General features: G+C 66.4%; 21 protein-coding genes. 12 read left to right on the forward strand and 9 right to left on the reverse strand.

Annotated features, from left to right (window positions below):
* Nucleotides 1-37: 37 nt before the first annotated feature.
* Together gltX and JDO7802_RS15640 are read left to right on the forward strand one after the other, a co-directional pair.
* The gene (gltX, locus tag JDO7802_RS15635; RefSeq protein ID WP_055086860.1) at nucleotides 38-1369 is read left to right on the forward strand and encodes a glutamate--tRNA ligase; all 1332 of its coding nucleotides are present in this window, start codon (nucleotides 38-40) and stop codon (nucleotides 1367-1369) included.
* 326 nt (nucleotides 1370-1695) lie between these two features.
* The gene (locus tag JDO7802_RS15640) at nucleotides 1696-2952 is read left to right on the forward strand and encodes a bifunctional alpha/beta hydrolase/OsmC family protein (protein ID WP_055086861.1); all 1257 of its coding nucleotides are present in this window, start codon (nucleotides 1696-1698) and stop codon (nucleotides 2950-2952) included.
* Between the two features lie 3 nt (nucleotides 2953-2955).
* Here JDO7802_RS15640 and JDO7802_RS15645 read toward each other — a convergent pair whose 3' ends face one another.
* The gene (locus tag JDO7802_RS15645) at nucleotides 2956-4434 is read right to left on the reverse strand and encodes a response regulator (protein WP_083481194.1); all 1479 of its coding nucleotides are present in this window, start codon (nucleotides 4432-4434) and stop codon (nucleotides 2956-2958) included.
* The gene (locus JDO7802_RS15650) at nucleotides 4431-6317 is read right to left on the reverse strand and encodes an AMP-binding protein (RefSeq protein WP_055086863.1); all 1887 of its coding nucleotides are present in this window, start codon (nucleotides 6315-6317) and stop codon (nucleotides 4431-4433) included. The genes JDO7802_RS15645 and JDO7802_RS15650 overlap by 4 nt, the downstream gene beginning before the upstream one ends.
* A 159-nt stretch (nucleotides 6318-6476) precedes the next feature.
* Between JDO7802_RS15650 and JDO7802_RS15655 the strand changes: the two genes are divergently transcribed.
* From JDO7802_RS15655 to JDO7802_RS15680, 6 genes are all read left to right on the forward strand, one after another.
* A complete protein-coding gene (locus JDO7802_RS15655; protein ID WP_144430639.1) occupies nucleotides 6477-6668 on the forward strand; it encodes a hypothetical protein in 192 nt (63 codons plus the stop codon).
* A gap of 237 nt (nucleotides 6669-6905) precedes the next feature.
* Entirely contained in the window at nucleotides 6906-7334 is a 429-nt protein-coding gene (locus JDO7802_RS15660; protein ID WP_055086865.1) for a protein tyrosine phosphatase family protein, read from the forward strand.
* Nucleotides 7331-7690 carry an SH3-like domain-containing protein gene (locus tag JDO7802_RS18870; RefSeq protein ID WP_055086866.1) on the forward strand — a complete coding sequence of 120 codons (360 nt, stop codon included), beginning with the start codon at nucleotides 7331-7333 and terminating at the stop codon, nucleotides 7688-7690. The genes JDO7802_RS15660 and JDO7802_RS18870 overlap by 4 nt, the downstream gene beginning before the upstream one ends.
* On the forward strand, nucleotides 7677-7952 hold the full coding sequence (locus JDO7802_RS18875) for an SH3-like domain-containing protein (protein WP_055086867.1): 276 nt from the start codon (nucleotides 7677-7679) through the stop codon (nucleotides 7950-7952). Before JDO7802_RS18870 ends, JDO7802_RS18875 begins: the two co-directional genes overlap by 14 nt.
* Nucleotides 7952-8593: a nitrile hydratase subunit alpha gene (gene nthA / locus JDO7802_RS15675; protein WP_055086868.1), complete on the forward strand. Its 642-nt coding sequence runs from the start codon at nucleotides 7952-7954 to the stop codon at nucleotides 8591-8593. Before JDO7802_RS18875 ends, nthA begins: the two co-directional genes overlap by 1 nt.
* A 433-nt stretch (nucleotides 8594-9026) precedes the next feature.
* Entirely contained in the window at nucleotides 9027-9437 is a 411-nt protein-coding gene (locus JDO7802_RS15680; RefSeq protein ID WP_055086869.1) for a VOC family protein, read from the forward strand.
* A gap of 4 nt (nucleotides 9438-9441) precedes the next feature.
* On the opposite strand, the gene JDO7802_RS15685 is transcribed toward JDO7802_RS15680, so the two are convergent.
* The 6 genes from JDO7802_RS15685 to JDO7802_RS15710 form a co-directional block, all read right to left on the reverse strand.
* Nucleotides 9442-10422, reverse strand: a complete 981-nt coding sequence (locus JDO7802_RS15685; RefSeq protein WP_055086870.1) for an ABC transporter permease — start codon at nucleotides 10420-10422, stop codon at nucleotides 9442-9444.
* Nucleotides 10415-11422 (reverse strand): ABC transporter permease, encoded by a 1008-nt coding sequence (locus JDO7802_RS15690; RefSeq protein WP_055086871.1) that lies wholly within the window; start codon nucleotides 11420-11422, stop codon nucleotides 10415-10417. The genes JDO7802_RS15685 and JDO7802_RS15690 overlap by 8 nt, the downstream gene beginning before the upstream one ends.
* A 4-nt stretch (nucleotides 11423-11426) precedes the next feature.
* A complete protein-coding gene (locus JDO7802_RS15695; protein ID WP_055086872.1) occupies nucleotides 11427-11873 on the reverse strand; it encodes a hypothetical protein in 447 nt (148 codons plus the stop codon).
* A gap of 80 nt (nucleotides 11874-11953) precedes the next feature.
* Nucleotides 11954-13669, reverse strand: coding sequence for a peptide ABC transporter substrate-binding protein (locus JDO7802_RS15700; RefSeq protein ID WP_055086873.1), 1716 nt, complete (start codon nucleotides 13667-13669; stop codon nucleotides 11954-11956).
* A 57-nt stretch (nucleotides 13670-13726) separates the two neighbouring features.
* Entirely contained in the window at nucleotides 13727-14704 is a 978-nt protein-coding gene (locus JDO7802_RS15705; RefSeq protein ID WP_055086874.1) for an ABC transporter ATP-binding protein, read from the reverse strand.
* On the reverse strand, nucleotides 14701-15711 hold the full coding sequence (locus JDO7802_RS15710) for an ABC transporter ATP-binding protein (RefSeq protein WP_055086875.1): 1011 nt from the start codon (nucleotides 15709-15711) through the stop codon (nucleotides 14701-14703). The genes JDO7802_RS15705 and JDO7802_RS15710 overlap by 4 nt, the downstream gene beginning before the upstream one ends.
* 204 nt (nucleotides 15712-15915) lie before the next feature.
* Here JDO7802_RS15710 and argE point away from each other — a divergent pair, with 204 nt between their 5' ends.
* The 4 genes from argE to JDO7802_RS15730 all read left to right on the forward strand — a co-directional run bounded on the left by argE (nucleotide 15916) and on the right by JDO7802_RS15730 (nucleotide 20625).
* Nucleotides 15916-17085: an acetylornithine deacetylase gene (gene argE / locus JDO7802_RS15715; protein ID WP_055086876.1), complete on the forward strand. Its 1170-nt coding sequence runs from the start codon at nucleotides 15916-15918 to the stop codon at nucleotides 17083-17085.
* 323 nt (nucleotides 17086-17408) lie between these two features.
* Entirely contained in the window at nucleotides 17409-17888 is a 480-nt protein-coding gene (locus JDO7802_RS15720) for a VOC family protein (RefSeq protein ID WP_055086877.1), read from the forward strand.
* 63 nt (nucleotides 17889-17951) lie between these two features.
* On the forward strand, nucleotides 17952-19361 hold the full coding sequence (locus JDO7802_RS15725) for a mechanosensitive ion channel domain-containing protein (protein WP_083481196.1): 1410 nt from the start codon (nucleotides 17952-17954) through the stop codon (nucleotides 19359-19361).
* Between the two features lie 100 nt (nucleotides 19362-19461).
* The gene (locus JDO7802_RS15730; protein ID WP_055086878.1) at nucleotides 19462-20625 is read left to right on the forward strand and encodes a M20 aminoacylase family protein; all 1164 of its coding nucleotides are present in this window, start codon (nucleotides 19462-19464) and stop codon (nucleotides 20623-20625) included.
* Between the two features lie 427 nt (nucleotides 20626-21052).
* Here JDO7802_RS15730 and JDO7802_RS18605 read toward each other — a convergent pair.
* Nucleotides 21053-21959 (reverse strand): AMP-binding protein (locus JDO7802_RS18605; protein ID WP_245624206.1); only part of this gene is annotated, 907 nt, incomplete at its 5' end.

The raw sequence follows: 21959 nt of genomic DNA on the forward strand, positions 1-21959 counted from the left end.
GCGTCGGTGGCACATGCGCCGACAAAGGAGCCGCTCCATGCCCGACACGTCCACCGTCACCCGTTTCGCCCCCTCGCCCACCGGCCACATCCACGTGGGCAACCTGCGCACGGCCGTCCTCAACTGGGCCATTGCGCGCAAGGCGGGCGGCACGTTCATCCTGCGGTTGGACGATACCGACCCGGATCGGTCCAAGGACGAATACGCCGACGCCATCCGCGAGGATCTGGAGTGGCTGGGCCTGACCTGGGACCGGGAGGAGCGTCAATCGACCCGCATGGATCGCTATGCCGCCGCCGCCGCCGAGATGCGTGCGGCGGGGCGTCTTTACGAAGCGTTCGAGACGCCGACCGAGCTGGACCTCAAGCGTAAGAAGCAGCTGAACATGGGCAAGCCGCCCGTCTACGACCGTGCCGCGCTTGCCCTGTCGGACGCCGAAAAGGACCGTCTGCGCACCGAACGCGGCGGCCATTGGCGTTTCAAGCTGGACCAGACGCGCATCGAATGGCTCGACGGCATTCTCGGCCCGCTGTCCATCGACGCGGCCAGCGTATCAGACCCGGTGCTGATCCGGGGCGATGGGCAGGTTCTCTATACTATTGCGTCCGTTGTGGACGACACCGAGATGGGCGTGACCCACGTCGTGCGCGGCTCGGATCACGTGACCAACACCGCGACGCAGATCCAGATCATCGAGGCATTGGGCGGTACGGCCCCGAAATTCGCGCATCACTCGCTGCTGACCGGCCCGCAGGGCGAGGCGCTGTCCAAGCGTCTGGGCACCCTGTCCCTCCGGGATCTGCGTGCCGCGGGGATCGAGCCGATGGCCCTCGTGTCGATGATGGCGCGTCTGGGATCGTCGCAACCGATCGAATTGCGCCAGTCGATGGACGAAGTGGTCGCCAACTTCGACCTGGATGCCTTCGGCGTGGCCCCGACGAAGTTCAACGTGGACGACCTGAAGCCACTGACCGCCAACTACCTGGCCACCCTGCCCCGCGTCGACGCCGAGGACGACATCGCCGCGTTGGGCGTGCCCGAGGATCAGCGCGACGCCTTCTGGACCGTCGTGCGCGAAAACATCGAGACGCGGGCCGACATGGCCGGCTGGTGGGACCTGATGCGCAACGGCGCGACGCCCGCCATTCCCGAAGACGACCGCGCCTTCGTCGCCGAAGCGCTGGCCCTGCTGCCACCACAGCCTTGGACGGATGCGACCTGGGGCGAGTGGACGGCAGCGGTCAAGGCCGCCACCGGGCGCAAGGGGGCCTCCCTTTTCAAGCCCCTGCGGCTGGCCCTGACGGGTCGGGCGAACGGTCCCGGCATGGGCGACCTGATGCCCCTGCTGCACAAACGCCCCGACGCCTGAGCGCCGAGACGCCGGTAAAACACGAGTCAGGACCGTGAGCGGGGCATTGAACCATCCCGGAGCGGCGCATCGGCGCGAGCGGGCGTGCGACGCCGATCAATCGCATTTCGACCCGGGCGTCTTGGGCATCCCTCTGAAACATCGGTTTTTGTCGCAGCCAGACCACCGGATCGGCAGTTCGGTGGGCCAGTGCAATGGGCTGCGCCCTTTCCGACATCGCACGGCGTCCTCGCACCGCGTCACAGGGTCGTGACATCGCCCGCCGCACCCATTGCGCGACCCACCACCGCAGGCCCATGTTCGGGGCAACCAAAGGATACCGTCCCATGCGAACCGAACGTTTCACCTTCCGGGGTCACGACGGCAGCGACCTGAGCGCCCGTCTCGACCTGCCCGACGGGGCACCTATCGCCACCGCGCTGATGGCGCATTGCTTCACATGCGGCAAGGATATCCCCGCCGCCCGCCGCATCGCCGCGCGGCTGGCCGGTATGGGCATGGCCGTCTTGCGCTTCGACTTCACCGGCTTGGGCCATTCGCAGGGGGAGTTCGAGAATACCTCCTTCTCGACCAATGTCGCCGACCTGGTCGCGGCGGCGCAGGCGCTGGACGCGCGCGACATGCGTGTCGATGTCCTGATCGGCCACTCGCTGGGCGGGGCCGCCGTTTTGCGCGCCGCTCACGATATTCCGTCGGTCAAGGCGGTCGCCACCATCGGCGCGCCCTTCGATCCCGGCCACGTCACGCATCATTTCGAAGGCGCGCTGGACACGATCGCGCGCGACGGCGTGGGCGAGGTGAAGCTGGGCGGACGCAAGCTGCGCATCGGGCAGGGTTTCGTCGACGACATCTCGGGCGTGAAGCTGGAGCAGTCGATCGCCACGCTCAAACCCGCACTTCTGGTGCTGCACGCCCCCCGCGACGAAACGGTGGGCATAGACAGTGCGACACGCATCTTCCTGCATGCGAAACACCCCAAGAGCTTCGTGACGCTGGACGATGCGGATCATCTGATCACGCGGGCGGAAGATGCGGAATATGCCGCCGACGTGATCGCCGCCTGGGCCATGCGGTATCTGGACCTGCGCCGCCCGGCCCCGCCCATCGGCGCCCCCGAGGGTGTGACCCGCGTGACCGAAATCTCGCCCGACGGCTATGCGCAGGACGTCGTGGCATCGGGGGGCAAGCACCACATCAAGGCAGATGAACCGGCGGCCTATGGCGGCACGGATCGCGGGATGTCGCCCTATCAGCTGATGGCGGCAAGCCTGGGGGCGTGCACGTCGATGACGTTGCGGATGTATGCGCGACGCAAGAACTGGCCGCTGGAAAACGTGTCGGTCGACGTCACACACGACCGCATGCACGCACAGGACGCGCCGTCGGCCAACGGAGAGCGGATCGACAGCTTCCGCCGGGAGATCTGGCTGCGCGGCCCGCTGGACCCCGACCAACGCGCCCGCCTTCTGGAAATCGCGGACCGCTGTCCCGTCCACAGGACGCTGGAAACCGGGGCCCGGGTCGAGACAGTCCTGCACGAGCAGACGGCGCCGGCCGACATCATGGGCAACGCCGCCGAATAGACGTCAGTTCGCATGCACCAGTTCTGCGCGCAGCTGCGCCAGCCGCGTAAGACAGACCTTGCCGGTCGCCCTGACTGCGTCGATCTGACCGTCGCGGGCCAACCGATTGAGGCGGCGCGCGGTTTCCTGCGTCGGCAAGGCCCCGATCGCGCTGCTCAGCGACAACAGGACATGGGTCTGCGCGGCCACGGCGGGCAGGTCGTCGCGGTCCAGCGCATCCGTCAGCGCCCGTTCCACAATGCGCAGGTCTTCGCGCAGACGGTCCAGCAGATCCGCCTCTTGCGCGGGCCCGGCGGCTCGCATCAGCTCTGACAGGGTCGCGGCCGACAGCGCCGGGGCAGTCTCGGGGGCCCAGCCAGAGGAGTCGGGCGCGGCTTTCAGGAATTGCCAAATGGCCGCGCCGAACATCTCGATGGTACCCAAGGGTTTCGACAGGATACCATCGGCCCCCGCCTCCAGGATCGCATCCTTGTTGTCGCCGCGCACATAGGCGGTCATGGCGACCATGGACGTCGGCGGGGCGACGCCCCGCGCTTGCCGCAGGCGTTCCGATTGCATGACGTCCAGGCCGCCCAGCATCGGCATCTCCACGTCGATCAACGCCAGGTCGAACCGTTCGCGGGCCAGCCAGTTGAGCGCCTCGATCCCGTCGCGGGCGAATTCGCATTCCGCCCCCAACCGGGTCAGCATCACCTGCACCAACATCCGGTTCGTTCCGCTATCGTCCGCCACGAGGATGCGGAAACCGCGCAGGTCCGGCAGCATGTCGTCGGGGCCAGGCTCCTCTATGCGCGACCAGACGGATTTGGGGATCGACAGCATGACGCGCGCGCCGCCCATCTGACTGCGCTCCGACAGGATGCGTGCGCCCATGTCGCGGGCGTGGGCACTGGCGATCTGCAGGCCCATGCCGTGCCGCTCGCCTTCTGGCGGGTCACCCTGCTCCGGGGGCCAGACCATATCGTCCGGCAGGCCTGCGCCGTTGTCCTGCACGCACAGGTTCAGCGTTCCATCATCCAGCAATTCGGTGCCCAGCGTGATGCGGTCGCCGGTGGAATGGCGCAGGGCGTTGGACATCAGATTGGCGATGATCCGGCGCAGCGGCAGCAACGGCAGCTGCACGATATCCGGCAACCCGCCGCCCAGATCGGTGTTGACGATGACGCCGGTGCCCTGCGCGGCCCCGTGCCAGCGCCGCAATTCGTCGTCGATGAAGCGGCGCAGGTTCAGGTTTCCGACCGGACCGGCGGTGTCGCGCGGCGCGCCGTCCAGCAGGTCCTCGACCAAGCGGGCCAGCAGTTCGGCCGAGCTTTGCACGCGGTCCAGTTGCGTCCGGGCCTGTGCCGGCAGGCTGTCGCGGTCCATCAGGCGGACGCCGCCGATCACATCCGACACGGCCGACCGGATGTCATGGGCCAGCAGCACCGTCCCGTCCGGCCCCGTGGTCCGCCCGGTCTTCCTCTCGTCGGCCCCCCCGGTCATCGGACTGGATAGCCCAGACGGGCCATCGCGGACCCGATCTCATCCAGGATCGCGGGGTCGTCGATGGTCGCGGGCACCTTGTCCAGCGTGCCTTCGGCCACCTTCACCATGCTGGCCCGCAGGATCTTGCCCGACCGGGTCTTGGGCAAACGATCCACGACCACGGCCAGCTTGAACGCCGCGACCGGGCCGATCGTCTGGCGCACGCGGGCAACGCATTCGGCCACGATCTCGGCCTCGGGCCTGTCCACACCGCTGGTCAGACACAGAAGGCCCATCGGCACCTGCCCCTTCAGCGCGTCGGCCACGCCGATGACGGCACATTCGGCCACATCCGCATGGCCGGCCAGCACCTCCTCCATCGCGCCGGTCGACAGACGGTGCCCCGCGACGTTGATGACGTCGTCGGTGCGCGCCATGATCCAAAGGTATCCGTCTTCGTCGATCATGCCAGCGTCGCCCGTCTCATAATATCCGGGAAACGCGTCGAGATAGGATTTGCGAAACCGCTCCTCCGCGTTCCACAGGGTCGGCAGGGTGCCGGGCGGCAACGGCAGCTTGATCGCGATCGCCCCCAGCGTGTTAGGCGCCGTGGCATGGCCCCCTTCGTCCAGAACCTGCACGTCATAGCCGGGCATCGGCACCGACGGGGAGCCCAGCTTGACGGGCAGCGGCTCCAACCCGATAGGGTTGCCCGCGATGGTCCAGCCGGTCTCCGTCTGCCACCAATGGTCGATGACCGGCTTGCCCGTGACCGTGCCGATCCATTCGACAGTGTCTGGGTCGGCGCGTTCCCCGGCCAGGAAGATGGTGCGCAGACCCGACAGATCGTGGCCGTCCATGAATGTCGCCTGCGGATCCTCGCGCCGCACGGCGCGAAAGGCCGTGGGCGCGGTGAAGAAGGCGGCGACCTTGTGATCGGCCATCACCCGCCAGAAGGTCGACGGATCGGGCGTGCCGACGGGCTTACCCTCGAACACGACTGTCGTGCAGCCGTGGATCAGCGGCGCATAGCAGATGTAGCTGTGGCCCACGACCCAGCCGACGTCGGACGCGGCCCAGAACACTTCGCCCGGGTCGACGCCGTATATGTTGGCCATCGACCAATCCATCGCCACCAGATGCCCGCCGGTGGGCCGCACGACGCCCTTGGGTGCCCCCGTCGTGCCGGACGTATAGAGGATGTAGGCCGGGTGGTCGCCCGCAACCGGCACGCAAGGAACGGGATCCGCTTCGCAGAAATCCTCCCAGTCGAAATCGCGGGGCGTCATGTCGGCGATGGCCTGCTCCCGCTGGAAGACGACGCAAAACTCCGGCTTGTGCGCGGCCATGTCGATCGCGGCATCCAGAAGCGGTTTATATTCGATCACCCGCGTCCCTTCGATCCCGCAGGACCCGGCCAGGATCGCCTTGGGGCGCGCGTCGTCGATGCGCACGGCCAGTTCCGCCGCAGCGAAGCCGCCGAAGACGACCGAATGGATCGCGCCGATGCGCGCACAGGCCAGCATCGCCTCAAGCGCCTGAGGCACCATCGGCATGTAGATGATGACCCGGTCGCCGACGCCCACACCCTGCGCCGCCAGCCCCCCGGCCAGCCGCGCCACGCGGCCCTGCAATTGCGCGAAGCTGACATGTTCGACCGTGCCCGTGACGGGACTGTCATAGATGATGGCGGTGCGCGCGCCGTGGCCGGCGGCGACGTGGCGATCGACGGCGTTGTGGCACGTGTTGACCATCCCGTCGCTGAACCATTCGGCCACCGGGCCACCCCGGTCGTGCAGCGCCTTGGTCGGCATCACGTCCCAGTCGATCGCCTGCGCCTGTTCCATCCAGAAACCGTCGGGGTCGGAAATCGACCGCTCCCATTCCGCTTTCCACCCCATAACACACCCCACTCGCAATTCCCGCCTTCATACGAGGAGCGGGTGGGCGCGCGCAATATAAAGGCGGACTCCAACCGGTGTTCTGGGCGTTCGATCCGTCACCCAAAGGGGGGTGCGCAGGATCTATATCGGCACGTTATGACGGCCCTGCCCCGAAGGATGGGCCAGACCGTGAGCCACACAGCGCCGCCGAACGTGCTGCCGCTCGGCCATCGCCGCTGCATCATGACCGGCAGTCTCGGGGTGGTCAGCCTCAACTGCCTCAGCTTCAAGGAACTTCACGATGACCCGGGCATAATCATCCATCGCTTCTGCGCCCGACGGCCCTTCCCGCTGCCGTCGATTTTTTGACGGCACATGACAGGACCAAACGGCCATCCCCACTTTGCATCCGCCGTCATCCCGAGCGTCAATTGCTGTCCGCATCCGAATCCCTCTTCGCGGCCGCGCCGACGGATGAGGCGACACCCTCCTGCGACACACATCGATACCGGCCCAAGAATGACAACCTCGTGGGCCGGTCCGCGTCTTTACCTGTGCCACGGGGGCGGGCATGGTCCTTGCATCGAAACCTCGAAAGGCCCCCCGATGGATCTGCGCCCGCTTGATGACACCACCTTCGCCGCGCCGATGATCGACCCATCGGACATGCCCGCCCTGGCCGAGGCGGGTGTGACCACCGTGATCTGCAACCGCCCCGACGCCGAAGTGCCGCCCAGCCACCGCACCGCCGCGATGCAGTCCGCGGCCGAAGCGGCGGGCATGACCTATGTCTTCAACCCGATTGCCGGCATGGCGCTAACGGTGGATGCGGTCGAAGAACAGGCCGATGCCATCGACGGCGCGGACGGCAAGGTGGTCGCCTATTGCGCGTCGGGCACCCGCTCCACGATCCTGTGGGCGCTGGCGCAGGCGGGCCGGCGCAGCGCGGACGATATTCTGGCGGCAACGGCGGCCGCCGGCTATCCGCTCGACGGGCTCCGCAATCAGATCGAGCAGTTGGAGGCGCGCGCATGACCCCCGACGCGACCGGCAAGCGCTGGCATGACATGGGCGGCGATCTGGCCCATCCCCTGGCCGGGCCGATCCCTGACGGTGACCACGATTTCGCACTTTGGGAAAAGCGCGTTGACGCCCTGGTGATCTTGGCCGGTTTGAAGGGCGTGTTTACCGTCGACGGGCTGCGCCGGGTGCTGGAGGATATGGGCGAGGACGCCTTCGAGACGATGACCTACTACGAACGCTGGGTCGCGTCGCTCAACCAGAACATGCTTGAACAGGGGGTCTATTCCGTCGCGGACCTCGGCGCGCGCATGGCCGAGGTGCAGGCGCGCGGGACCACCTATGCGGATGCGACCGATGCAGGCGCTTGAGCCCGGAACACCGGTTCGCGTGCGCAGGATGATGCCGCCGGGCCACGTCCGCACCCCCGCTTATCTGCGCGGCAAGACCGGCGCGGTCGAACGCGTCCTCGGCCCCTTCGGCAACCCCGAGCAACTCGCCTACGGGCACACGCCCGACAGGCTGCCGCTCTACCGCGTGCGGTTCCGTCTGGGCGACGTCTGGCCCGACGCCGCGACGCCTGACGACACGTTGGACGCCGAAATCTACGCCCATTGGCTGGAGGCCCTCTGATGCCCCACGATCACCACGACCACGCTGGCCTGTCGCCCTCGGGTCATCCCTACCGCGAAGATCAGGACAACTCGCTGAGCTATTGGCAGGCGATGGAGATCGCCGTGCGCGAGTTGATGATCGAAAAGGGCATCGTCACCGCCGAGGAGGTCGCCGCCCAGATCGACGCGATGGACGCCCGCGATCCGTCGCAAGGCGCCGCAGTCGTCGCCCGCGCCTGGACCGACCCCGCCTTCCGGGAGCGCCTGCTGGCCGACGGATCGGCGGCCAGCGCCGAGATGGGGTTCGACGTCGGTCCGATGAAGCTGATCGCGGTGGAAAACACCGCCGACGTCCACAACGTCGTCGTCTGCACGCTCTGCTCCTGCTATCCGCGCAACCTGCTGGGCCTGCCGCCCGATTGGTACAAATCGCGCGCCTACCGCAGCCGCACGGTGCGCGAGCCGCGCAAGGTCCTGGCCGAATTCGGCCTGACCCTGCCCGAAAACGTCACCGTCCGCGTCCACGATTCGACCGCCGACATGCGCTACATCGTGATCCCCGCCCGCCCCGATGGCACCGACGGGCTGGACGAAGCGGCGCTGGCCGAATTGGTCACCCGCGACAGCATGATCGGCGTGGGCGTGGCGAAGACGGGCTGAGCTGTTCCCGTCCGAGACTGAGATCTTGCATCTTGTAGGTCTGTATAACGGGGTTCTTTTCTCAAGACGTTTCTTCGGTCTCTGCGCGACCTGTTTCGGTCTGGCATTTCGAAATATCGTCCGGGCTGTGCCGCCGCCATTGTTCCTGGGTGTCAGCTTCGCCCGGCTCTACATTTGCGACTTCGATGAAATGCTGGGCTCGTATCCCAACCTGGGGACGCTGCTCTTGGGCACGGTCTATGGTGGTCGATGGCCCTTGCAGTCGGCATCGCCACTTCGGCTAATGTCCAGCGACACACATCAGGTGGCAGATGGCACCGGCCGTGGACGACGTTCCTACGGGTCTCGATCCTCCCGCCCGGGCCGTTTATTTTCGACATGAGTCGATTTCTGGGACAACTCCCATGGCCACCCTCATCCGAAGGAACAGCAGATGATCTCCCACATCACCCTTGGCGTCGCGGACATGGGCCGCGCCGCGCCATTCTACCGCGCCGTCGCCTCGGCCTTGGGCCTTTCCGAACGCGTGTTCGAGGATGACGGCGGGCCCGAGATGCTTGCCTTCGCACGCTCCGGGCGCGCGGCCCCGACGCTCTTCGTGACGACGCCCTTTGACGAAGCGCCCGCCACCGCCGGGAATGGGACCATGGTGGCGCTTATCGCGCGGGACCGCCGCACGGTCGATGCGGCCTATGCCGCAGGGATGGCCCACGGTGGAACGGACGAGGGGGCACCGGGCGTGCGCGAAAACTACGATGCCGGCTACTACGGTGCCTATTTGCGCGACCCCGACGGCAACAAGCTGCATTTCGTCCACCGGGACGTGTTGGAGCCGTTTCTCTAGGCCGTCACCGCCCCCGGATACGCGGATCCAGTGCGTCGCGCAGGCCGTCGCCGACATAGTTGATCGACAGCACCACCAGCGAAATTGCCAGACCGGGCCAGAACGCGCGGCCGGGATAGAGCTCCAGGAACGGCACCCCGTCATTGAGCAACCGCCCCCAGGTCGGGAAGTCCGGCGGGAACCCCAGGCCCAGGAACGACAGCGCGCTTTCGGTGATGATCGCCGTCGCGATGCCCAGCGTCGCCGACACCATGATCGGCGACAGCACATTGGGCAGGATATGGCGCGTGACGATCCGGCGCGACGGCGTACCGATGGAGCGTGCGGCCAGCACGAACTCCCGCTCTTTCAACGCCAGGACATCGCCGCGCACGATGCGTGCGGTCTGCATCCAAGATGTGATGCCGATGGCCGAGACGATCAGGATGAAAATACCCACTTCGATCCCGAACGCCGCCGTCAACGGCTCCCGAAACAGCAGCACCATGACCAGCAGAAGCGGCAGCAGCGGCAGGGCCAGAAACAGGTCCGTCAGGCGCATCAGCGGCCCGTCCAGCCCCTTGAAATACCCGGCAAGCACCCCGATCAGCGTGCCCAGCACCAAACTTAGCGCCATCGCCGTCAGACCCACGGCCAGCGACACACGCCCGCCCGCGATCATCCGCGCGAACATATCCCGGCCCAGCCGGTCGGTGCCCAGCGGATACTCCAGGCTCATCGGCTCATTGCGGGCGCGCATGTCCGATTTGATGCCCGCCTCCATGTCGACGAACAGCGGGCCGATCACGACCAGAGCCAGGATGGCAAGGAAGATCGCGGCCCCCACCATCGCGCCCTTGTGGGTGCGAAACTGGTCCCAGACATCCCACCACTGGCTGCGCGCGGCGGTTATCAGCAAGGGTTCGGCCCCGGCCACGGCGGCGGAGGCCGCGACCACGCCGATATCGTTGCCCACGGGGGTCAGGGGGTCGCGGGCATCAGTCATAGCGGATCCGGGGGTCGAGAATGCCGTAAAGGACGTCGGCGATCAGGTTGAAAAGGACGATCAGCACGGCAAAGATGAACGTCAGCGTCTGCACCATCGGCAGGTCGTTCGCCTGAATCGCGGTGATCAGAAGTTGGCCGATGCCGTTCACCTTGAACACCTGCTCGGTGATGATCGCCCCGCCGAAGATCGCCGGCACGCCCAGCGCGATGACGGTGACGACCGGGATCATCGAATTGCGCAGCACATGGACCAGCACGACCGTCTTTTCCCGCAGACCCTTGGCGCGCGCGGTCCGCACGTAATCCTGATTGAGATTGTCGAGCATGGACGCCCGCATGAACCGGCTAAGCTGCGAGGTGATCTGCAGCGCCAGAACCATGACCGGCAGGAACATCTGCCGCACCTGCATGCCGAAGCTGTCCCACGAATCCACCACCAGCCGGGTGTCGTAGATCGACGGGAACCAGCGCAGCTGCACCGCGAAGATGATGATGACCAGCACCCCCGAAAAGAACGGCGGCACCGAGAAGCCGATCATCGTGACGAAGGTGCCCGCCTGATCGAAGACCGAATATTGCTTGTACGCCGAATAGATGCCCACCGGGATCGCGATCAGGATCGCCACGACATACGACGTCCCGACCACCCAAAGCGTCTGGGGGATGCGTTCGGCGATGGTGATGAAGACCGGCGCGCGGTTCTGCCAGCTGATGATGCGCAGCTTTCCTTCGGCGAACGTCGTGCCGAACATGTGGTCGAAGACATTGAGCGGCTCGATCCAGAAGAACTGCACGATCCACTTCCAGAACCGGATGTGCACCGGCTCGCCCAGCCCAAGGGCCTGACGCATCTGCTCCTTCACCTCCGCCGGTACGGTCAACGGCACGTTCGCCATCGGGTCGCCGGGGGCAAGCTCAAGCAGCATGAAGATCACCAATGCGATGAACAAAAGCGTCGGGATCGCGAAGAGCAATCGTCGGATGGTGAAGGTCAGCATGATGTCACCCTCCGGAACTTGCGCGACCGGACCCGGCGCTTTCCATATCGTCGTCGTCGGACACACGTCGCTTGGATTTCGGCCGGTCGATGTCGGGATGTTCGATTTCCGCTTTCGTCGGCGTCTGATGATGCGAAACGATGCGGTACCCGACATCCATCTGCTGCCAGACCGATGTGCACATCGCGCGGTAGGATGTGCCATCCCCGCGTCGTGCCTGGGCCACGTAGTTCAGGATGACCAACGCGTCGCGCCTGCGATCGACCTTGCGCGACATTTCGATTTCGTCCCAACGGGCGGCGACATCCATTTCGGACAGGATATCGCCGTCGAATAGGATGCCGATCGGTTCGGGAAAGACCATGACGGCTTCGATGTCCATGAGTTCGGCGAATGCGTCGGTTCCTTCGATCCAGAGGCGCCGCTCAAGTGTCCACAGGTCGATCGTCATTGCGCGTCATCCTTCTGGTGCCGGGGGTTGGCCGGTAGGGGACGGCGCGAACGCCGCCCCCGTTTTTGCGTCGCGTCACATCACTCGCCGATGCGGTACCAGTCGGCGACGTTCCACAACTCGCTGTCCCAGACGTTCAGCTTGACGCCGCCCAAATCGTTGGCGTGGGCCGACAGACGACCGCGGTGCACCAGCGGGATCATCCCGCCGCGCTGCACGATCATATCGTTGAGCTGTTTGGCGATGGGCGCACGCGCCTCCACGCCCGATGTCGCGGCCAGTTCGGCCCAAAGCGCGTCATACTCCTCGTCGCAGAAGCGCGAGATGTTCTCACCCTGCCACTGCGTTTCGGGACGCGGGGCCTTGTCGCACAGACCGTTGCCCAGGTACGACTGCGGATCGGTGCCGTTGAAGGTGTTGGCGTACATCTCCACGTCGGCATAAAACTTCTGGAAGGTGTCCGGGCTCCCGGCGTCCCCGCCGAAGAACACCGAACCGGAGACGTTGCGAAGCTCGACCGCGAAGCCGATCTCTTCCCACCATTCCTTGATCAGCTGCTGGAAGTCCTGACGCACGGCGTTGGTGGACGTCTGATAGAGCATCCGAAGCTCGACCCCGTCCTTTTCGCGCACGCCGTCGCCGTTGCTGTCGACCCAACCGGCTTCCTCCAGCATCGCCTTGGCGCCTTCGATATCCTGGGTGGAGCATTCCATCGAGGTCGAGGCATAGACCTCGGGCGCGGGAACCCAGTTGCAGCCGACCTTACCGGCCTGGCCATAGCCGATTTCGACCAGCAGGGGCCGGTCGATCGCCATGGACATGGCGCGGTAAACGGCCGGATCGCTCAGGAAGGGGTGCGGGCGCACGACCGACCGCTCGTCCGGGCCAAGCGCCGGATCTGGGTTGGTGTTGTTGAGCATGATCCGCTCGACCAGGGGACCGAAGCCCGCGACGGGCGTGCCCAGACCGCCGGTCTCCATCTGTGCGATGACCTCGGGGGCCAGTTGCAGGTTCCAGGCGTAGTCGAACTCGCCCGTCTGCATCACGGCACGGCCCGCCGCTTCGGCGTCGCCGCCGCCCTTGAAGTTGATCGACGCGAAGGCGGGCTTGCCCTCGAACCGGAAGTTCGGGTTGGCCGACAGGGTGATGACGTCGTTGGTCTTGAACTCGTCGACGACGAACGGACCGGTGCCGATCGGGTTGAAGTTCTGCTCCGTGCAGGTGGACGCGGCCGCGCCGACGCAATCGGCGAATTGCGCCTGTTGCAAAATCGGGCTCTCACCGCCGGTGAACGCCGAATACGGATAGGGCTGTGGCTCGGCGAAGGTGATGACCACCGTCAGGTCATCGGGCGTCTCGACGCTCTCGATGCCTTCGAACTTGGTCACCTGGGCGCAACCGCCTTCGGGGTCGGTGCAATATTCATAGGTGAACTTGACGTCCGCGCTGGTGAAGGGCGTGCCGTCCGACCAGGTGATGCCGTCCTGCAGCTTCCATGTCACCGTCTTGAGGTCTTCGGAGATACCACCGTTCTCGGTCGTCGGGATCTCGGAGGCAAGCCAGGGCTGGATCGCGCCGGTCTCATCGAAACGCGCCAGCGGTTCGATCACGAGGCTGGCCGCCTCCACGTCCTTGGTGCCGCCCGACAGGAACGGGTTCATGGTGGACGGGGCCTGCCAGTAGATGATGCTGACTTCGCCGTCGCGTCCGCGCTCGCCTTCGTGGCCGTCGGCATATGCCATCGGGGCCAGGACGAAGCTTGCGGCTGCGCTCAGCAGGGCTGCTTTCGTTGTCATCTTGTGTCTCTCCTAGTTGGTCATCGATGTGGCGCGGGTTCATTCCCGCGTCCGGGGTTAATCGTGAAGATGGCAAGCGGCCCAATGGCCGGGCTTCACTTCACGAAATTCGGGGTCCAGCCGGGTGCAGACGTCCATCACGCGGGGGCAGCGCGTGCAGAAATTGCATCCTTCGGGCGGGTTCGCGGGGCTGGGCACATCGCCCTGCAACACGATGCGGTCGCGTTTCTGACCGGCCTTGGCGGGGTCCGGTTCGGGCACCGCCGACAGCAGCGCCTCGGTGTAGGGATGAAGGGGTTCATCATACAGCGCGTCGCGCGGGGCCAGCTCCACCACCTTGCCCAAATACATCACCGCCACGCGGTCCGCGATATGGCGCACCATGCTCAGATCGTGGGAGATGAAGAGGTACGTCAGGCCCAGACTGTCCTGCAATTCTTCCAACAGGTTCACCACCTGCGCCTGGATCGAAACGTCCAGCGCGGCGATCGGCTCGTCGCAGACGATGAACTTGGGGTTCAGGGCCAGCGCGCGCGCGATCCCGATCCGCTGCCGTTGGCCGCCCGAAAACTCGTGGGGGTAGCGGTTGATGAACGCCGCATTCAGGCCGACCTTGTCCATCAGGTCGCGCACCTTGTCCGTCCGCTCCGCCTTCGACATCGCAGTATGCTCGACCAACGGCTCCCCGATGATGGACCCCACGGTCATGCGCGGGTTCAGGCAGGCCTGCGGATCCTGAAACACCATCTGCATGGTGGGCCGCATCTTGCGCAGGGACCGCTGATCCTCGGATCCGATCGCGCGCCCGTCCACCGTGATCTCGCCGTCGGTGATGTCGTACAGGCGCAGCACCGCGCGCCCGCAGGTGGATTTGCCGCAACCCGATTCCCCGACCAGGCCCAGCGTCTCGCCTTCCAGAATGTCGAACGACACCCCGTCGACGGCCTTCACCGCGCCGACCTGACGGCGCAGAAGCCCGGCATAGATCGGGAAATGCATCTTCAGATCGCGGACCTTCACCAGGGGCCGGGTCATGCGACCGCCTCCTTCGCCGTGTGCGCCAGCGGGTGGAAACAGGCGACGTCGTGGCCGTCGCCCACATCCGCGCGCAGGGGGTTCTCGGCGTGACACCGGTCGAACACCAGCGGGCAGCGGTCGCGGAAGGGGCATGCGGTCGGGGCCGCGCCCAGCATCGGGGGCTGCCCTTCGATCACCTGCAGCTTCGCCGCCCGTTCGCCCGACACCGTCGGGATCGTCTTGAGCAGCGCGCGTGTGTAGGGATGCCGCGGATCGTTGAACAGCGGGAAGACCGGCGCGTGTTCCACGATCTGGCCCGCGTACATCACCGCGACCCGGTCGGCGATCCCCGCGATGACGCCCAGGTCGTGCGTGATCCAGATGATCGCCATGCCCAGCTTGGCACGCAGATCCTCCACGATTTCCAGGATCTGCGCCTGGATGGTCACGTCCAGCGCGGTCGTCGGCTCATCCGCGATCAGGACCTTGGGGTCGCAGGCCAGCGCGATCGCGATCATCACGCGCTGGCGCATCCCGCCGGAAAACTGGTGCGGATAATCCGACAGCCGGCCCGCGGCCCCCGGAATGCCCACCAACTCCAACAGTTCGATCGCCCGCGCCTTGGCCTGTTTCTTGTTCAGTCCCATGTGCCGGCGCACCGGCTCCATGATCTGGTATCCGACGGTGAACACCGGGTTCAGGGACGTCATGGGGTCCTGAAAGATGAAACCGACTTCGCCGCCGCGCACGTCGCGCAGCCGGTCTGGCGTGACCTTCAACAGGTCTTCACCGTCCAGCAGCACCTCGCCTTCGCGCACGTCTGCGGGGGGGCTGGGCAGCAGGCCGATCAGGGACATCATCGTCACGGACTTGCCCGACCCGCTCTCGCCGACGACGCCCAGCAATTCGCCGGGCTTCACATGAAAGCTGACCGAGTTGACGGCATGAACCTCGCCGCTCCGTGTACCGAAGACCGTCCGAAGGTTGTTCACCTCCAGCACGTTCCGGGTGTCGCCATCCGGCATCCACCATTCCCCGTTGCTTGTTTTCCCCGGCCGATCTGACGCCAGCCGCTGCACGGACGGTAGCAGATGATCGGCGTCCCGCAAGCCATTTGCCCAATTGGCAGGCATGTCGTCGCAGTCGCCCGGATTTAAGGCGGTTCGCTTGACTGTTGCGCAAGGCGGACGCACCCATTGCGCGAACTCCCCTGCCCCCAAGGTGACGCCATGGCCCAGCCGATGATGCTTTCCGCCTATCAGATCATGGAACGGCTGATCGCCTTTCCGACCGTCAGCCGCGATTCCAACCTCGACTTGGTGGACTGGGTCGAGGGATATCTGGCGTCGCACGGGGTCGATGCCACCCGCGTTTATGATGCCACCGGGCAGAAGGCCGCGCTCTATGCCAACGTCGGCCCGCAGGTGGCGGGCGGCGTGGTTCTGTCGGGGCATACCGACGTCGTGCCCGTCGATGGTCAGGACTGGTCCTTCGATCCCTGGGCGGTGACCGAATGCGACGGGCGGTATTACGGGCGCGGCACCTGCGACATGAAGGGATTCGACGCCATCGCGCTGGCCATGGTGCCCTACGCGCTCGGGCGTGGCGTGACCCGCCCCCTGCAGATCGCGCTGTCCTATGACGAGGAGATCGGCTGCATCGGCGCGCCGCCCATGATCGACGACATGGTCAAGCACCTGCCCCGCGCCGCCGCCGCCATCATCGGAGAGCCGTCGATGCTGCGCCCCGTCACGGGCCACAACGCCTCCACCATCTTCGACGTCGCGGTGCACGGCTTCGAGGTGCACTCGAGCAAACTGCCCGAAGGCGTCTCCGCCATCCACGAAGCGGGACGCATCCTGGCCTGGGTCAACGATTGGAACGCGCGGCTGATGGCCGAACCCCCCGATCCGATTTCCGCCGCCTTCGACCCGCCCCACACGACCGCCCACGTCGGCATGATCCAGGGGGGCACGGCGCATAACATCACGGCCAAGGACTGCACCTTCAAACTTGGCTTCCGGTGTCCCGCCGGCGACGATGTGGACCGCCACGCCAAGGCCCTGAACGCCTTCCTGACCAGGCTCGATTCCGACCTGAAAGCCCGGCACTCCGACGCCGGCGTCACCTGGGATCAGACCCACGGCGTCCCCGCCCTGACCCCCGAAGCGGACGGGACGGCCGAGACGTTGATCCGCCGCCTGACGGGCGACAATGCCCCCCACGTCGTTACCTACGGCACAGAGGCCGGCCAATTTCAGGACCGCGGTTATTCGGCCGTGGTCTGCGGCCCCGGCGACATCGCGCAGGCGCATCAACCCGACGAATGGATCGACAAGGCGCAGTTTCACGCGGGCGAAGATCTGATGCGCCGGGTGGTGGATACGCTGGTGGAATGACGACGACAGGTTCGCCTGCACCACGTCGCGGGCGACCTGCGGTTTCGCCCCGAACCGCCTCCTCGGGCCGCCTGAAGCGCACGCACAAAGTCACGGCCCATTGCCAACTCGACATCGCCGTCCGGCGCACCGCCGCGCCTGTGCCCGGTTCCAATCAGGTCGAAATCACCGTTCATCTTCGCCGCGCTGCGCCGCAGGGCCGGAAATCACCGTGCGAAACCGTCGCTCCGAACCACGGCGCACAGCCACCGCGCGCCGGTGCCCAATTGCCCCGCACTCCGTCCGGCGCGACGATCCGGGGGCCACGCGAAAGGACAGACGTCATGCCCCCTGCCCCCGGCCCCACGATTGGCCACGTCCACCTGCGCGTCTCCGATCTGGAGCGCGCCATCGCCTTCTACACCGACGTCATCGGGCTCGAGGTGCAGGCCCGCTACGGCACGCAGGCGGCGTTTCTGTCGTCGGGCGGATACCACCACCATATCGCGCTCAACACCTGGGACAGCCTGGGGGCCACGCCCCCGCCACGCGGTCACACCGGCCTTTATCACACCGCATTCCTCTTTCCCGACCGCGCCGCGCTGGCCGCCGCCCTGCGCCGGGTCGCGGCGGCGGGCGTCACGCTGACCGGCGCGGCAGACCACGGCGTGTCCGAGGCGCTGTACCTCGACGATCCCGATGGCAACGGGGTGGAGCTCTATTGCGACCGCCCGCGCGACACATGGCCCCGCGACGCGACCGGGGCGCTGCGCATGGTGAACGGGCCGCTCGACCTCGACGCATTACTCAAGACCGCGGACTAGGGCCGTCGGAACCGACGGGGTCCACGGGCGTTTGCCCCGAATTCAAGACGGACGGAGTGCGGCGTGGAATACGAAGATCAAATGAATGGCGACTTCATCGTCCTGGCTCAGGCAGACGACGCCGACACCCGCCTTCTCGGCGACGAAGACGCGACCATCGGGTCCGCAGACCGCGCCGATGAAGATGCGCCCCGCGTGAACACCGACACCCCCGAGGCCCCGCAGCCGGAAACCACGGACGCCGAAACCTCCGCCGCCGACGGCGGAACGCCCGACACGAGCGGGGGACCACAAACGGGTGAAGCCACCGCAGACAGCGCCCAAACCGGAACCGCTGACCCGGCCGGCGGCCCGCAGACGGGCGAAGGCGATGGGGCCAGCGGAAACGGGGACCAATCCGCTGGCGATTCCTCTGGCGGCGCGGCAACCGGTGGCGGCGAAGGTTCGGGGGCCGACGGCGGCGGCGGACCCCTGTCCAGTATTTCGGCCGAACCCGGCCTGATCTTCGAAAAGATCGACACCTGGGTCGACGGCTTTTTCAAGCTGCTGCCGAACCTCGCGGTCGCCGCGATCGTCTTCCTTCTCTTTCTCATCGCGGCCTTCGTCGTAGCCTGGCTGATCAACCGGACCGCGACATCGCGCAATCGGGTCAGCCTGGGGGCCGTCCTAGGCGGGATCGTGAAAGCGATCATCATCATCTTCGGACTTCTGATTGCCGCCACGATCATCGTGCCATCGCTCAACGTCGGCAGCCTTGTGGCCGGTCTGGGCGTCGGGTCGGTCGCCATCGGCTTCGCGTTCAAGGACATCCTGCAAAACCTATTCGCGGGCATCCTGATCCTGATCCGTCAGCCGTTCCAGACCGGCGATCAGATCATCACCACGTCGGGACACGAAGGCACGGTCGAAAAGATCGAAACGCGCGCCACCCTGCTCAAGACCTACGACGGCCGCCGCGTCGTCATCCCCAACGCCGAGGTTTATACCAACCCCATCGTCGTCAATACGGCCTTCGACATCCGGCGCAGCGAATACGACTTCGGCATTCATTACGACGCCGACACCGCCGAAGCGATGCGCATCGCGGTCGAGGCGACGAAAGGCGTCGAGAACGTCGAATCAGATCCCGCCCCCGAGGCGCTGTCGCTCAACCTGGGCGATTTTTCCAAGGTGGTGCGCGTGCGCTGGTGGACCAAATCGACGCGGGCCGAAGTCATCCATCAAACGTCGGACGTCATGCTCGCGGTCGAAAAGGCCTTCGCCGAAAACGGCATCGCCATCCCCTTCCCCACCACGACGATGCTCTGGCACGACCAGACGGGCACCCACCCCGACGACCGCACCGATGGCGGCGACGAACAGGACGGGGGCAAGGGGGCCAAGGACAGCGGCGACCCCTCCGATCAAGACAGCGGTCAGGCAAAACCCTCCCGGTCGGACGAGGAGCGGGAGGCGTCGAAACCCTTCGGCTGATCCACCGCGACCCCGGCGCGCGACCTGGTGCAGCAGACGCAACTTGCACTCCGGTCGCGCGCCCGGCACCCTCCGCCCGACCCCTTTCAGGAGAGTGCCAATGCCCGTCAAGAACCGCTTCGCGGACCTGCTGCCCGAAATCACCGAATGGCGCCGCGACCTGCACGAAAACCCCGAAATCCTGTTCGACACCCACCGCACCAGCGCCGTCGTGTCCGAAAAGCTGCGCGCCTTCGGCTGTGACGAGGTGGTGGAGGGGATTGGCCGCACCGGCGTCGTCGGCGTCATCCACGGCAAGACCAACGGGTCGGGCAAGGTCATCGGCCTGCGCGCCGACATGGACGCCCTGCCGATCCACGAACAGACCGGCGTGCCCCACGCCAGCAAGGTCGACGGCGCGATGCACGCCTGCGGCCACGACGGCCATACCTCGATGCTGCTGGGGGCGGCCAAATACCTGTCCGAGACGCGCAATTTCGACGGCACTGTCGTCGTCATCTTTCAACCCGCCGAAGAGGGTGGCGGCGGCGGCAAGGAAATGTGCGACGATCGCCTGATGGACCGCTGGAACATTCAGGAGGTCTACGGCATGCACAACTGGCCCGGCCGCCCCGTCGGCAGCTTTGCGATCCGCAGCGGCGCGTTCTTTGCCGCCACCGATCAATTCGACATCACGCTGACAGGCCGCGGCGGCCACGCCGCCAAACCGCAGGAGGTGGTGGACACCACCGTCATGGCCGCCCATGTCATCACCGCGCTGCAGACCATCGTGTCGCGCAACGCCGATCCCGTCGATCAGATCGTCGTCTCGGTCACGTCGATCGAATCGTCGTCCAAGGCCTTCAACGTCATCCCCCAGCGCGTGCAGCTCAAGGGCACCGTCCGCACCATGACGTCCGAGATGCGGGACCTGGCCGAACGCCGTATCGCGGAAATCACGGCCGGCATCTGCACCACCTTCGGCGGCACGGCCGACGTCACCTATCACCGCGGTTATCCCGTCATGGTCAACCACGACGAACAGACGGAATTCGCGGCCCAGGTCGCCCGCGCCGTGTCGGGCGACTGCGCCGAAGCACCGCTGGTCATGGGCGGGGAGGATTTCGCCTATATGCTGGAGGAACGGCCAGGGGCCTATATCCTGGTCGGCAACGGCGATACCGCGCCGGTCCACCACCCGGAATACGATTTCACCGACGAGGCGATCCCGGCGGGATGTTCGTGGTGGGCCGAAGTGGTGGAACGCCGGATGCCCGCCGCCTGACGACGACCGGATCCGGGCCGGGCGGCGTTTCGCGTGCGCCCCGGACCGGTTTGCGGCAATCGTCCGACCGTCCCGTTCGATCCGCGCCCCGCAGCAGGATCCGATGATCCGCAGACCCCTCGCCGGAGTCGGCACGCACGTGATGTTCATCGAGCGGGGCAGCGGTCGCTTCCGCGACTGAAGACCGGACGGGGGCCAGCCCCCGGACCCCCGGGATATTTCGGGCAAGAGGAAGCCACGGTCGGATGCCCCGCCCCCGTCATTCGCCTGGCGGACCGGGGATCGGGGCATCTTCCCCTTGCACGGCCATCGGCGTCCCCGCCTGTTCCGCCCCGGAACCTTGGGGGAGGAACGTTGAAAACCGGTTAACGGATTTCTCTTGCGAAAAGTATCCCGGGGGGCCGGCGCAGCCGGCGGGGCAGCGCCCCTATGTCTCGCGCAGATCGCGCCGCTGGATCTTGCCGGTCGCCGTCATCGGCAGGGTGTCGACGAACCGCACCGCGCGCGGGGCCATATGCGGCGACAGGCGGGCCTTCACCCAGTCGATCAACTCGGCCTCAAGTCCCTCGCCCCGCTCGGGTGCCACGACGAACGCCGTGACCGCCTCCCCGCGCAGGGCGTCGGGCAGGCCCACGACCGCGCACATCGTGACATCGGGATGCGCGGTCAGGCAGGTCTCGATCTCCGTGGGGCCGATGCGGTATCCGGCGAATGTGATCACGTCGTCGTCGCGCGACACATATGTGATCACACCGCCCGCTTCGACACGCGCCAGGTCGCCCGTGCGCAACCAGCCGCCGCGCCATTTGGCCTCCGTCTCCTCGGGCTTGTTCCAATACCGCAGGAATGTCGCGGGCGACCCGCGGGTGCAAATCTCGCCCGTCTCGCCCATGGCGACCGGCCTCCCGTCGCCGTCCTGAACCTCGACCTCGACACCCGGCACCGCGCGGCCCAGCGTGCCGGGCACCACGTCCTGCGTGCCTGCGCAACTGGCCATCACCAAGTTGCATTCTGTCTGACCGTAGATTTCGTTGATCGGCACGCCCAGCGCCGATTGCCCCCAGTCCAGCAACCCTGCGCCCAACGCTTCTCCGCCCGACAGGACGGCGCGCAGGCGCAACTCCCGTGGTGCTTCGGTCCGCCGCAACATCTTGAGCGCGGTGGGCGGCAGGAAGGACACCGTCACACCCTCCCCCACCATCAGGTCCCAGGCGTCGTCGGGCTGAAACTTGCCGAACCGCTTGGCCACCAGCGGCACGCCGAACCACAGGCACGGCAAGGCCAGGTCCATCAACCCGCCGATCCAGGCCCAATCGGCGGGCGTCCACCCGACG

The sequence above is a fragment of the Jannaschia donghaensis genome (assembly GCF_001403795.1).
Classification (GTDB): Bacteria; Pseudomonadota; Alphaproteobacteria; order Rhodobacterales; family Rhodobacteraceae; genus Jannaschia; species Jannaschia donghaensis.